The 13,264-nt window shown below is 40.2% G+C and carries 10 protein-coding genes; 4 read left to right on the top strand and 6 right to left on the bottom strand.

All coding sequences use genetic code 11. The features are described 5' to 3' along the window. Positions 1 to 75: 75 nt before the first annotated feature. Entirely contained in the window at positions 76 to 1,104 is a 1,029-nt protein-coding gene (gene serB / locus J8L73_RS01085; protein ID WP_211014310.1) for a phosphoserine phosphatase SerB, read from the top strand. Positions 1,105 to 1,121: 17 nt separating this feature from the next. Here serB and J8L73_RS01090 read toward each other — a convergent pair whose 3' ends face one another. Next, positions 1,122 to 3,599, bottom strand: a complete 2,478-nt coding sequence (locus tag J8L73_RS01090) for a PilZ domain-containing protein (protein WP_211014312.1) — start codon at positions 3,597 to 3,599, stop codon at positions 1,122 to 1,124. Positions 3,600 to 3,958: 359 nt separating this feature from the next. On the opposite strand from J8L73_RS01090, the gene radA reads away from it, so the two are divergent. Both radA and J8L73_RS01100 read left to right on the top strand, forming a co-directional pair. Continuing rightward, positions 3,959 to 5,344, top strand: coding sequence for a DNA repair protein RadA (radA, locus tag J8L73_RS01095; protein ID WP_210999130.1), 1,386 nt, complete (start codon positions 3,959 to 3,961; stop codon positions 5,342 to 5,344). A 75-nt stretch (positions 5,345 to 5,419) separates the two neighbouring features. Continuing rightward, the gene (locus J8L73_RS01100; protein ID WP_211014313.1) at positions 5,420 to 6,352 is read left to right on the top strand and encodes a hypothetical protein; all 933 of its coding nucleotides are present in this window, start codon (positions 5,420 to 5,422) and stop codon (positions 6,350 to 6,352) included. 89 nt (positions 6,353 to 6,441) lie between these two features. Here the strand turns inward: J8L73_RS01100 and serA are convergent, their stop codons facing one another. From serA to metK, 5 genes are all read right to left on the bottom strand, one after another. Beyond that, positions 6,442 to 7,671 (bottom strand): phosphoglycerate dehydrogenase, encoded by a 1,230-nt coding sequence (gene serA / locus J8L73_RS01105; protein ID WP_210999132.1) that lies wholly within the window; start codon positions 7,669 to 7,671, stop codon positions 6,442 to 6,444. A 9-nt stretch (positions 7,672 to 7,680) separates the two neighbouring features. Then, on the bottom strand, positions 7,681 to 8,334 hold the full coding sequence (rpiA, locus tag J8L73_RS01110) for a ribose-5-phosphate isomerase RpiA (protein ID WP_210999133.1): 654 nt from the start codon (positions 8,332 to 8,334) through the stop codon (positions 7,681 to 7,683). A gap of 37 nt (positions 8,335 to 8,371) precedes the next feature. After that, positions 8,372 to 8,968 carry a 5-formyltetrahydrofolate cyclo-ligase gene (locus J8L73_RS01115; protein ID WP_211014315.1) on the bottom strand — a complete coding sequence of 199 codons (597 nt, stop codon included), beginning with the start codon at positions 8,966 to 8,968 and terminating at the stop codon, positions 8,372 to 8,374. Positions 8,969 to 8,986: 18 nt separating this feature from the next. After that, a complete protein-coding gene (locus J8L73_RS01120) occupies positions 8,987 to 9,529 on the bottom strand; it encodes a hypothetical protein (RefSeq protein WP_211014317.1) in 543 nt (180 codons plus the stop codon). Positions 9,530 to 9,700: 171 nt separating this feature from the next. After that, a complete protein-coding gene (gene metK, locus J8L73_RS01125) occupies positions 9,701 to 10,852 on the bottom strand; it encodes a methionine adenosyltransferase (protein ID WP_182755259.1) in 1,152 nt (383 codons plus the stop codon). A 305-nt stretch (positions 10,853 to 11,157) separates the two neighbouring features. Between metK and tkt the strand changes: the two genes are divergently transcribed. After that, on the top strand, positions 11,158 to 13,149 hold the full coding sequence (gene tkt / locus J8L73_RS01130; RefSeq protein ID WP_211014319.1) for a transketolase: 1,992 nt from the start codon (positions 11,158 to 11,160) through the stop codon (positions 13,147 to 13,149). Positions 13,150 to 13,264 lie beyond the last annotated feature (115 nt).

Here is a 13,264-nt window from a genome sequence, read left to right on the forward strand (position 1 = left end):
GGCGAATTTAGCGTAAATATTAGTTAACCTTTGATATGCCAAAATCAGGAAAATAAAAATAAACACGGAGAACCCATGTCGCAAACGAGCATGGCACAGCCAGTTGCTGAGCAATCATTACAACACTTAACTTTAAATAAGTGGTTTACCTACAGTGGTGGCAATTTTATACCGGTTAATGATATTCCAGATAAAAAATTAGGGTTATTTAGCATTGCATTTGCGGGAGATTTTGAGCGAAAGCATGTTATACAGATTATTGAATTTTTGGATAAATATAATCAAACAGTCACAGCTATCTGTCAGTTTCAACCTGATTTAGGTTTAGCGCCTGCATTGTGTTTTTATGCACAAAATGCAGAGCAAGCAATAAACCCGTTAGCGCTGCAAGAATTTTCAAGCTCCCTTGATTGTCAACTAGTGCAAGTAGCCACACCTCCTAACTTGTACGAGCCAGGCTTACTTGTTATGGATATGGACTCAACGGCTATTACTATTGAATGTATTGATGAAATAGCACGTTTAGCCAATGTATACGATGAGGTCGCCTCAGTGACAGCGCTTGCGATGGCTGGCAAACTTGATTTTAGCGAAAGTTTAAATCAGCGTGTAGCTAAGCTCACAGGCATAGAAAAAAGCTTAATAGATGATCTGAAAAGTGTGCTTCCTTTAATGCCAGGTATTAAAGCGTTGTGCCAAATTTTAAAGCAGCACCAGTGGTATTTAGCCATAGCGTCGGGCGGTTTTGTGCCTTTTGCAGAGCGCGTTCAAGAGCTAATTAATTTAGATGAAGTGCATGCTAATGTGCTGGAATTTGAAGACGATAAGTTAACAGGTAAAGTACTTGGAACTATTGTGGATGCGCAGCAAAAAGCAGTGGTACTCGAGTCTCTTCAGCAAAAGCTAGGCCTTAAAAAAGCACAAACGGTAGCAATTGGTGATGGTGCAAACGATTTAGTTATGATGGCTCAAGCTGGGCTTGGTGTTGCCGTACATGGCAAGCCTAAAGTGGTTGAGCAGGCTCAAGCTGCTATATGCCAAGGTTCGTTATTGCAGTTATTGTATATGCTCGCTATTCCGCTAAATGAAAAGCCAAGCGCATAAGTAAAAGGTTAAACCGCTTAGCGTAAGCGGTTTAACCAAATTAATTTACGACGATTCATTTGTTCTACTTGCTCTTTTTTAAGCTCAAGGTGACTTAAAGCTTCTTCGGTTATATCAACCATGTCGCCTACACCCGCAACAGCCCATAAAGCTTCTTCTAAATCTTTTGCTTTGTGCATGGCATATTGGGTTACGTATTTTAGCTCGTTGGATAAGTAGTCGGTATCAGGGCGTCCTGTACGCGAAATATAAAGTCGCATTACAAATATAAGCTCCGACTTAATGCCTTTGCTTATTTGCTTGTTAAAGCTAGTGTAATCTTCACCTAATACACATTGGCTTACAATAGCATCTTCAATAGTGCTTTTACGTGGGTCAAAGTTAATAGCAAGTGTAAAAGCAAGAGGTGGGTCTTGCCGGCTACGATCTTTAATATTGGGGGTAATCACATCAACTATCTGTTCTTGCGTTAAAACACTCGATAAATCGGTTTTATTATTCAATAAACCAAAATTTTGCAAAATCACATGCATTGGACTTGCATATAAGCCAAAGCCAATAGCACCTGTTTTAAAATGTGCAGCCTCTTTGTGTAAGTATAGTGGGAATTGGCATACACTTTTAGTGACCATATTTCTAAGGGCTGTAGAGAGACCTTCTACTTTTGGTGCTTCCTCAGATACTTTTAGTTTATCTTTGTTCCCTTCTATTAACTGAGTAAAAAAAGTAACGCCAGCATGAGGCAAATCAGCTACTCGGTTAGCTTTTAAATTAATAGTGGTTAATGACTTGCTAATTGCCATTACCTCATATTTTAATTCACTGAGTTTATGCTTTTTCGTTATTTTTTGCAGCTCAGGGAAGTCTAAAAGTACAATGTCACCTTTTTTAAATGTAACGGGGTGCTCACACTCAAGCTGTAAGCCCATTATCGAAAAATCCCTTGTATATCCATTATATACAGTTCCATTTACAGTAATGCTGACTGGTGTTTTATATAAGTAGCGTTTATGCGAGCGTAAGTTAACGTACTCAAGTGGCACAATATCTAAATAAGGTGGGGATTCGTGTTTGGCATGGCCAAAGAGCTTAAGCTGATTAACGAGTGTTTTGTCATAAGATAGTTGCTTGTAATCTTCTTGCTCAGCTTTGTTACCTATATTTGTAAGTACAACCACATATTTTACGTCTTTAATAAGCCCTTTTACGCGTGGAGAAGGCGGCTTATTCAGTTTTTCAATATTAGAGCCTACACTATTTGGTAGTGAAAGCGGAATAAAAGAGTCATCAGGGTGACTCGGCATTATTTGTATTTTAAAACTTTGCCAGCTCTCTTTTTGACTACCAAAGCCTAAAAATAAATCTTTTAATTTAGGGTTATTATTTAACTCAGTTCTTGTTGCTGAGTAATAGTAAATCTTACCCGATGATACATGTGTAAACGTGTACAGGTAATCTTCTTTAACCGCCGTTATTTGTGCTAAAAGCTGCGTAACTCGTTGATGGTTAAGTACGTTGTACAAACATGGCACTTTTCTTTCGTCGGTGAAGTAACGCTGAATAAAAATATTGTTTTCTGTGGTTAAGCTTAAACTCGGATAAAGTGCCTCGTCTTTTTTGCTCAAGAACACGTATAAAGACGTAACACGAGGAATATAATATTGCTCGTAGCCTTTGGAAACAACGGCATCAAGGGTGTTATCTAAATTTACTTTGTAGCGACGTTTATTGCCGTTTATAAAGCTGTTTAAAAAATTATCAAAGGCTTCGTTTTTTTCTATGTAGGTACGTTTTAAACGGATATGATTATATTCACGAGAGATGTTTTCAATGGCAACAACTTCATATTGAATTCCGTTTTTTAAGCCTAGCTCAAAATCTTGCTCAAGCCCGACTAAGCGCATGGCTATTAGCTCGCCTTTTTTTATTGAGTAACGAGTGGCTAACTTTATTTTACAGCCACTTAAAGATATATCGGAGGTGGTAGCTGCAATATTTTTATTATCTTTATACTCAATAGTTACCTTGATTGAGTAGTTCATTCGCTCTTCGCGACGGCTTTCGTAAGAAGCAAACTTAATTACCTCCGTACTTAATTTATTTTCAAACTCTTGAAGTTCTGATTGCTCAGCGGCTTGCTTTTGTAATACGCGGTGGTTATTTTCGGTATTCATAACCGCTTCGTAAACAGCTAATGTGTACCCGCCATGTTGTTCTAGCGCTTTTTCAAAGACCTCAACGGCAGTGGTATCCATAAAGTGCTGCTTGCCATTGTGCTCATAAGGTTTTACTTGTCCGGTCACTAAACCGCGTAGATCAATAAAGCGAGCCACAGGCTGAGATAAGCGCGACATTTCCATTTTCATCAAAAACTGCTCTGGTTTAGTTAAGCTTGCCGTTTTTGATTTGAAAATTAGGTCGAATTTTGCATTACCTAAATATGTTTTTAGCTCGTTTACGAGGTCTTCGTACTTGAGCAGTATGTCTTCAGCCATTTATAAATCATCACCGTCTAATTGAAAAGTAGATATACTGTAAAGTCCATTTATTTGCTAATTCAATAAACGCAACATCGCTCAGTGCTATTAATATAGGAACGGCTATTCGTATAAGTACAGTCTAACTCTTGTTATTATGTGTTAAATGCCAATTTGTTGGCAAGTTACTTTAAGTTATCAAAAGCAAAAAGTATGCCCTAATCTAAAGTAAGTATAAAAACAACGCAAGCTTGTAACCACTGTAGGGTCAAGCTATTGTATTTTGGCTTTTTTATATTTGTAAATGCACTAAAATAGTAAAATGCTATAGCGAATAGCAAATATTTTAAAATTAAAAATAGTAGGTAAGGTTATAAATGGCTAAAGCGGCAAAAGTAGAATTTGTTTGTACCGAATGTGGCATGAACTATCAACGTTGGCAAGGGCAGTGTCGCTGCGGCGCATGGAACACATTAGCTGAGTTTAAACCCTCAGCAGGGCAAAGCAAAAAGGCTGCTGCACGAGCAACAGTAGGAGGTTATGCAGGTGGTATTGGCGGCGGATCTAAAAAAATTGATGATGTTGCCACCACTGAGGCCGAAAAACAGCTTACAGAAATTGGCGAGCTGGACCGTGTATTAAGCGGCGGTGTAACCACAGGCTCGGTAAATATTATTTCCGGCGATCCGGGGGCGGGTAAAACAACGCTTTTATCTGACTTAGTTGCCAGAATGTCACAGCGTATGCCGTCACTTTATTGTACGGCTGAGGAGTCACTGTCGCAGTTTAAAAACCGTGTAAACAGACTAAAGCTTAATTACAACCCGGATGAACTTTACTTACTCTCCGAAACCAGCGTAGAAACCATTATTGAAGAACTTGATAAAAATAAAATTAAGTTTGCAGTAATCGACTCTATACAAGCCGTAGTTACCGACACTGCCAATGGCAGCCCAGGTTCGCCTTCTCAAGTAAAAAGTGCTGCGCAAGCGCTTACTCAGTACTGTAAGCAAAATGATGTAACCATGTTTATTATTGCCCATGTAAACAAAAACAACGAAATAGCAGGGCCGCAAACATTAGTACACATAGTGGATGCCTTGCTGCATATTGATACTAATGATGGACAGGTACGTACTCTTAGAGCTAACAAAAACCGTTTTGGTGACATTGATACTGTAGGTATTTTTAAAATGTGCGAACGCGGAATGTTAAGCGTAGATAACCCAAGCGAAATTTTCTTATCCGGTTCAAGCACAGAATCACCAGGCTCTACGATTACCTGTATTCGTAAAGGTAATCGTAATCTATTGCTCGAAATACAATGTTTAACCACCGAAACCGAAGCAGAGTTTCCGCAGCGTGTGTGCGTGGGTTTGAACATGAACCGAATAAAAATGCTCACTGGTATTTTACGTAAGCATACTAAAACTAAAATATTCCACGATACGTTTTTTAATATTGTGGGCGGTTTACGAATCGATGAAACCGAAACCTGTATTGATTTAGCGTTAGTTACTGCGCTTTTAAGCAGCTTAAACGAGTTTGTAGTACCGCGTACAACCTGCATTATGGGCGAGCTCAGCCTAAACGGAGACGTACGGCCAATCGACAGCGGCGTGCCTCGCGTTAAAGAAGCGGCGCAGCATGGTTTTACAGAAATATTTATTCCGTTTCGTAATTACCATAAGTCTATGGAAGGACTAGGCGCCAAAATTACACCAGTAAAAACAGTACATGAGTTACTTAGTTTGATTAATTAACAGTTACAGGTACTGCATTGCAATGTTACTCTTGGGCTAAGACAGTCTATATAAAGAATTAAATAAGGAAATAACATGAAAAAACTAGTTATAGCTATAGCCATTGTTGCAGCCGGCGTAGGCGGTGTTAGCTACGCAAATTATGTAGCAACTCAAGAAGTACGCACTGAAGTAGATAAGCAACTTGCGCTAGTGAGCGAGCAAACCGGCGCAACATTTAAATATGCGGGTTTATCAGCAAGTGTTATTTCTAAAAGTGTTGAAATTACTAACATGGAAGTAATGAGTCCTGAAGGTGATAAAGTCGCCAATATTCAGAGTATTGAAGTAAGTGGCTACGAAACCGATAAAATATCGCCGCATACATCGTTTGAAGTTAAAAGCTTTCAGTTTGATAAAGATTTTGTAGCGATGCTACCGGCTAATACAAATGAGATGCTCGCCTCTGCAAGTTACGACTTAAGCTCATCGCTTGATTACGATGAGCAGTCTGGCGACAGTGATGTAGCCTTAAAGCTTAATGCGAAAGATATTGCTAGTTTCAACATGGATGTAGGCCTTGCCAACTCTAAAGCGCTAATGGATGCGTCTCTTGCTATAAGCAAAGCGCAACAAGAAGCTGGCAATACGCCGCTTACGTACGAGCAAGAGTTACAACAGCAAACCTTAATTATGCAAGCCATGAGTAAGCTTGAGCCGCGTAATATTAACTTAGTACTTAATAATCAAGGTCAATTAAAAGAGCTGTTTGCCAGTGAGCTTGAAAAACAAGGTATGACACTTGAGCAAATGCAAATGATGCTACAGCAGCAGTTAGAGCAAGCTCCCGTGACTGAAGAAATAGCACAATCACTAACTGATTTTGCTAAAGGTTTAAACTCATTGAGTGTATCGGCAAAATTGCCTGAAGGTAAAACCATGATGGAAATTAACCAACAAATAATGATGTTAGCTGGTCAACCTGAAGAATTAGTCAAGCTTGTTAATTTAGAAGTTAAAGGCGAATAATTGCAATAATCTATATATCATCAGCTGAATGTAAAAAGCCGTATTTGATTAATCAAATACGGCTTTTATTATTTTGACTAATAGCTATTTTAGTGAAGAATACGCGCTCTAATTGTACCTTCTACTGCGCTTAGCTCTTTAAGTGCAACTTCTGACTGATCGGTATCTACGTCAATAACTACATAACCAATTGATTCATCAGTTTGTAAGTACTGAGCAGCAATGTTAATACCGTGCTGGGCAAACGCTTGGTTAATTTGCGTTAACACACCTGGGCGGTTGTGGTGCACGTGTAATAAACGGCTACGATTAGCAAGCTCTGGCAGCGAAACCTCAGGGAAGTTAACAGCCGTAATAGTTGAGCCATTATCTGAGTATTTAGCTAATTTACCGGCTACCTCAATACCAATGTTTTCTTGCGCTTCTTGGGTTGAACCACCAATGTGCGGCGTTAAAATAACGTTGTCGAATTCACGCAGTGGCGATACAAATTCTTCTTCGTTAGATTTTGGCTCAACCGGGAATACATCAATAGCTGCGCCGCTGAGTTTTTTCTCGCTAAGTGCTTCTGCTAGTGCATCAATATCTACCACAGTACCGCGTGAAGCATTGATCAAAATAGAGCCTTGCTTCATTACAGCCAGTTCTGCTGTGCCAATTAGGTTTTTAGTTTGCGGTGTTTCTGGAACGTGTAAGCTAATAATATCAGCACGTTGTAAAAGCTGCGTTAGGTTATGTACTTGCGTAGCGTTACCTAAAGACAGTTTGTCTTCGATATCGTAATACTCGACGTTCATACCTATGTTTTCAGCCATAATACCTAGTTGCGTACCAATATGGCCGTAACCGATAATACCTAAAGTTTTACCACGGGCTTCAAATGAGCCTGTTGCTGTTTTTAACCAGCCGCCACGGTGCGCTGCTGCATTACGCTGTGGAATACCGCGTAATAATAATAGTATTTCGCCAAGTACAAGCTCTGCTACAGAGCGAGTGTTTGAAAACGGTGCATTAAATACCGCAATACCACGTTCACGTGCTGCGCTTAAATCTACTTGGTTTGTACCAATACAAAAACACCCAATGGCTACTAGCTTTTCAGCTGAGTCTAAAACAGCTTGGTTAATATGAGTACGAGAACGAAGTCCTACAAAGTGCACATCTTTAATACGCTCTTTAAGCTCGTCCTCAGGTAAGGATGTTTTTACGTAGTCGATGTTACTGTAACCATTACGTTTAAGCGTTTCTACTGCGCTTTGGTGAACACCTTCAAGCAAGAGAATTTTAATTTTGTCTTTTGCTAACGATACCTTACTCATAACCTCATCCTATTTAATTTGTGGCCCATTTTTAGTGCCGATAATTACTTTATCAGCACCGCGCATTGCAAAAAGGCCGTTGGTAACTACGCCAACAATTGAATTAATTTGTGTTTCAAGTTGTCTGGCATTACTAATACTTAAATTGTGTACATCTAAAATAACGTTACCGTTATCTGTTACTACGCCTTGGCGGTAAACAGGGTCACCACCAAGCTTTAATAATTCACGTGCAACGTAGCTGCGTGCCATTGGGATAACCTCTACCGGAAGCGGGAAGTCGCCCAATGTATCTACCAGTTTTGTGTCATCAACAATACACACAAACTGTTTTGCTACCGCTGCTACTATTTTTTCGCGGGTAAGTGCTGCGCCTCCGCCCTTGATCATTTCATTTTGGGCGTTGATTTCATCTGCGCCATCTACGTATACATCAAGTACATCAATGTTGTTTAGCTCAAACACTTCAATACCTAGCGCTTGTAGGCGCGCTGTTGAAGCTTCAGAGCTTGATACCGCACCTGTTATGGTGTCTTTTACTGTGCCAAGGGCATCAATAAAATGATTTACGGTAGAGCCTGTACCAACACCAACAATAGTGTTTTCTTTAACAAACTCGAGTGCAGCCCATGCTGCTGCTTTTTTTAATTCGTCTTGCGTCATTGTCATGCTCATATATCAAATGTGTAGTGAGTGCTTATTACCATTGATAAATTTTATCAGGAGTAATAATAGTTTTAAGTGGAACATCCCACGATTCAATAGGCAGTGCATCTACTTTTTGACAGCTATGCGCTAAGCCAATAAGTTGCGGTTTTTGCCAATTGCCTTGGTGAAGTTGTGCCAGTGTTTTATCGTAAAACCCACCTCCCATTCCTAATCGGTTACCTTGGTTATCAAATGCAACTAATGGCATAAGTAAGTAATCTAGATCAGTTAATGGGCATATTTGAGAGCAGTTCAGCTTAGGCTCCAAGATACCATAGCGATTTGCTTTCATGGGTGAGTTTTTTTCATAGCGTTGAAATAGTAATGTAGTGCCATTAAATGGGTGGATTATAGGGAGGTAAAGCGTGTGGTTTTGTTTCCATAATTCATTTATTAACAATGAGGTATCTAATTCTCCGTCATTGCTAAAGTAAATGGCAATATGCTTGTTTTTAGGTGTTTTTTTGCTTTTTAGGTGTTGAGTAAAATTCACTTTTAGTGATTGAGCGGCTATTAATTGTTTGTTTTTTGACAAGTTATTACGTATTTTACGTATTTTAGTTCTTATTTGTGCTCGTTTACTGCTCATTTAATTATTTAACCGCACCTAAAAAGAGAATAAATTTGGAAAACCTAAATAAACAGCAAGCACAACGAGCAAAACAACGACGGTCGCTATTAATACATATAAAAGCCAATTACTACGCTTCGCAGGTGTTGTTATAAGCTCTTCATCAAGCACTAGGTCGTCATCTTGCCATTCATCTGTAATTTCATCAGGTGCTTTTAATTGGGCTTCAGGAAGACGTTGCTCTAGCTCTTCAAGTTTTTCTTCTAAGCGGATTAAACTGCTCGTAATATAATCTAGTGCATCAAAAATTCTTTCATCGCGCTGACTGCTTGGCATTTGTTGAGAGGACGTTGGTGATGTACTTGCTTGTAATTTACTTTTAATACCGAGGCTTGCTAAAAGCTTGGCTTGTTTTAGCGCTTTGTCTTTATTACTTGGCGCAAACAATGGCTTACCCTTTAAAAAAAGAGTCACCTTTTCTTCTGACGTTTTTAATTTAGTTGCTAAATTTACGCACACTGTTTTGCTATCAACACCTTGTGCAAGTTCTACAAATATAACGCGAAAGTTTTCGGCCATTAAACTATCCCTAAAGCTTTTATAATAAGGTGAGTATATACCTAAAGTGCAAAAGAGTTCGAGATTGATTTTATTGTTAATTAATAAACTTTCATAAGTTCATTAATTATTAAACGTTAGATATAAAAACGGCCCTAAAAAGGGCCGTTTATATTTATGTTCTATTTTGGCTTAAAGGCCAGCAGCTGCGCGAAGTGCGTCTGCTTTATCTGTACGTTCCCAAGGGAATTCGTCACGACCAAAGTGGCCGTAAGCCGCTGTAGGAAGGTAGATAGGGCGCTCTAAATCAAGCATTTGAATTAAGCCGTAAGGGCGTAGGTCAAAGTGTTCACGAATAAGCTCGATTAAACGGCTTTCTTCTAACTTACTTGTACCAAACGTTTCAACGCTGATAGAGGTAGGCTCTGCAACACCGATTGCGTAAGATACTTGTAATTCACACTTATCAGCAAGGCCAGCAGCCACTACGTTTTTAGCCACGTAACGTGCAGCGTATGCAGCTGAACGGTCAACTTTAGATGGATCTTTACCAGAGAAAGCACCACCACCATGACGCGCCATACCACCGTATGTATCAACAATGATTTTACGACCTGTTAAACCACAATCACCCATAGGTCCGCCAATTACAAAACGACCCGTTGGGTTAATGAAAAATTTAGTCGCGCTTGTAACAAGCTCTGCAGGAAGCACTGGCTTGATGATAGTTTCCATCACGGCTTCTACTAAATCTTTTTGTGAAATGTCTTCGCTGTGCTGAGTAGAAAGTACTACAGCATCAATACCTACTGGCTTGCCGTTTTCGTATGCAAAAGTAACTTGAGATTTTGCATCTGGACGTAACCAGTTAAGCTCGCCACTTTTACGAACCTCAGCTTGGCGCTGTACTAAACGGTGTGAGTAAGTAATTGGAGCTGGCATAAGTACTTCTGTTTCGTTACATGCGTAACCAAACATTAAGCCTTGATCGCCTGCGCCTTGTTCTTCTGGGCTAGTACGGTCAACACCTTGGTTAATGTCAGGAGACTGTTTACCAATAGTGTTTAAAATAGCACATGAGTCTGCATCGAAACCCATGTCTGAATGTGTGTAGCCAATTTCACGTACTGTTTTACGTGTAATTTCTTCAATATCAACCCATGCGCTAGTCGTGATTTCACCACCAACCATAACCATACCGGTTTTTACGTAAGTTTCGCACGCAACACGGGCATGAGAGTCTTGCTCTAGGATAGCATCAAGTACCGCATCAGAGATTTGATCGGCGATTTTATCCGGATGACCTTCAGAAACAGATTCAGAAGTAAATAAATGTTTTGCCATTGTATTTCTGCTCACAAATATTGCGCTTCACAAACGTCGGTATTAGCGCTAAAAAATTAAGGGGCGTATTTTATCTAAAACGAAACTGCTTGCATAGTGTTTTTACGCCTAGACGTCTAAATAAAATGAGTAATAACTTTTCGGTCTTAAAAAATATTCATAATGCCCCATATTTATGGGGTTTTTAATTGCACAGTGCACCCACAATAAGTAAGAATGGATGCCATAAAAGCTCTTTAGTAATATAAGAGCATTAACGAACACATAAATACCCGCGCAAATACACATATAAGGTAGGAGAATTCATGCCATCTCGCAAAGAACTTGCAAATGCTATTCGCGTCTTGTCAATGGACGCAGTACAAAAGGCCAAATCTGGTCACCCTGGAGCCCCTATGGGCATGGCCGATATCGCTGAAGTATTATGGCGCGATTATCTAAAGCATAATCCAACTAATCCAGAGTGGGCTGACCGTGACAGATTTATTCTTTCAAACGGCCACGGTTCAATGCTTATCTATTCTCTATTGCACCTAACTGGTTACGATTTACCATTGGACGAAATTAAAAACTTCCGTCAAATGCATTCTAAAACGCCAGGTCACCCTGAATACGGTTATGCACCAGGAATCGAAACTACTACGGGTCCACTAGGTCAAGGGATCACAAATGCCGTAGGTATGGCGATTGCTGAAAAAGCACTTGCTGCACAGTTTAACCGCGAAGGTCACGACATTGTAGATCACAACACCTATGCCTTTTTAGGCGATGGTTGTTTGATGGAAGGTATTTCTCATGAAGCATGTTCACTTGCTGGTACATTAGGCTTAGGCAAGCTTGTTGCATTTTGGGATGACAACGGCATTTCAATCGATGGTGAAGTTGAAGGTTGGTTTAGCGACGATACCCCAGCGCGTTTTAAAGCGTATGGTTGGCATGTGATCAGCGACGTTGATGGCCACAATAGCGATGCTGTTAGTGCTGCAATAGCAGAGGCTAAAAGCGTTACCGACAAACCATCACTAATTTGTTGTAAAACAGTAATTGGTTACGGCTCGCCTAATAAATCAGGTAGCCACGACTGTCACGGTGCGCCACTAGGTGATGACGAAATTAAAGCGTCTCGCGAATTTTTAGGTTGGACTGGCGAAGCATTCGAAATTCCTGCTGATATTTACGCACAGTGGGATAGCAAAGAAAAAGGCCAACAGCAAGAATCTAGCTGGGATGAAAAATTTGCAGCTTACGCAAACGCATACCCAGAGCTTGCAGCTGAATACAAGCGTCGTATTAACAACGAGCTACCAGATGATTGGGCTGCAAAATCTCAAGAATACATTGAACAACTACAAGCAAACCCTGCAAACCCTGCGTCTCGTAAAGCTTCACAAAATGCATTAAACGCATTTGGACCTATTTTACCAGAGTTCATGGGTGGCTCAGCCGATTTAGCTGGCTCAAACCTAACAATTTGGGATGGTTCTAAAGGGTTAACTGCAGACGATGCAAGCGGTAACTACATTTATTACGGTGTACGTGAATTTGGTATGTCGGCTATTATGAATGGTATTGCGCTTCATAAAGGTTTTATTCCTTACGGTGCAACGTTCTTAATGTTTGTTGAATATGCAAAAAATGCGGTACGTATGGCTGCACTAATGAAGCAACCAAGCATTTTTGTATACACACACGATTCAATCGGCCTAGGTGAAGATGGTCCAACTCACCAACCGGTAGAGCAAATTGCAAGCATGCGTTTAACGCCTAACTTATACAACTGGCGCCCATGTGACCAAGTTGAGTCGGCAATTGCATGGCAACAAGCTATTGAGCGTAAAGACGGTCCTACATCGTTAATCTTTACTCGCCAAGGTCTTGAGCAACAAGCGCGTGACGCTCAGCAATTAGCAGATGTTAAAAAAGGTGGTTACATCCTTAGCTGTGACGGCGAGCCAGAGCTAATTATTATTGCAACAGGTTCTGAGGTGCAACTAGCACAAGACTCAGCAGCAGAGCTACGCAGCCAAGGTAAAAAGGTACGTGTTGTATCTATGCCATGTACTGATGTATTTGAAGAGCAAAGCGCACAGTACAAAGAAAGCGTATTACCGGCCGCTGTTACACGCCGCGTAGCAGTAGAAGCGGGTATTGCTGATTATTGGTACAAGTACGTAGGCCTAAACGGTGCAGTAGTGGGTATGACGACCTTTGGTGAGTCTGCGCCTGCTGGCGAACTGTTTGAGTTCTTTGGCTTTACAGTAGAAAACATTGTAAATAAAGCAAACGCCTTGTTTTAAGCGTTAGCTTTAATATTTAAAAGCCCGCCTTGTTTTAAACAGGGCGGGCTTTTTTGTTGGAGCAAATATAAAAGCGTTACTTTTAATACAGTAAGCTTAATGCTTACTCAGGAAG

The sequence above is a fragment of the Pseudoalteromonas sp. MMG006 genome (genome assembly GCF_018101025.1).
Taxonomy (GTDB): domain Bacteria; phylum Pseudomonadota; class Gammaproteobacteria; order Enterobacterales; family Alteromonadaceae; genus Pseudoalteromonas.

Coding starts and splice junctions, on each gene's coding strand:
- serB (WP_211014310.1), top strand. CDS start 76: ATGTCGCAAACGAGCATGGCACAGCCAGTTGCTGAGCAATCATTACAA.
- J8L73_RS01090 (WP_211014312.1), bottom strand. CDS start 3,599: ATGGCTGAAGACATACTGCTCAAGTACGAAGACCTCGTAAACGAGCTA.
- radA (WP_210999130.1), top strand. CDS start 3,959: ATGGCTAAAGCGGCAAAAGTAGAATTTGTTTGTACCGAATGTGGCATG.
- J8L73_RS01100 (WP_211014313.1), top strand. CDS start 5,420: ATGAAAAAACTAGTTATAGCTATAGCCATTGTTGCAGCCGGCGTAGGC.
- serA (WP_210999132.1), bottom strand. CDS start 7,671: ATGAGTAAGGTATCGTTAGCAAAAGACAAAATTAAAATTCTCTTGCTT.
- rpiA (WP_210999133.1), bottom strand. CDS start 8,334: ATGACGCAAGACGAATTAAAAAAAGCAGCAGCATGGGCTGCACTCGAG.
- J8L73_RS01115 (WP_211014315.1), bottom strand. CDS start 8,968: ATGAGCAGTAAACGAGCACAAATAAGAACTAAAATACGTAAAATACGT.
- J8L73_RS01120 (WP_211014317.1), bottom strand. CDS start 9,529: ATGGCCGAAAACTTTCGCGTTATATTTGTAGAACTTGCACAAGGTGTT.
- metK (WP_182755259.1), bottom strand. CDS start 10,852: ATGGCAAAACATTTATTTACTTCTGAATCTGTTTCTGAAGGTCATCCG.
- tkt (WP_211014319.1), top strand. CDS start 11,158: ATGCCATCTCGCAAAGAACTTGCAAATGCTATTCGCGTCTTGTCAATG.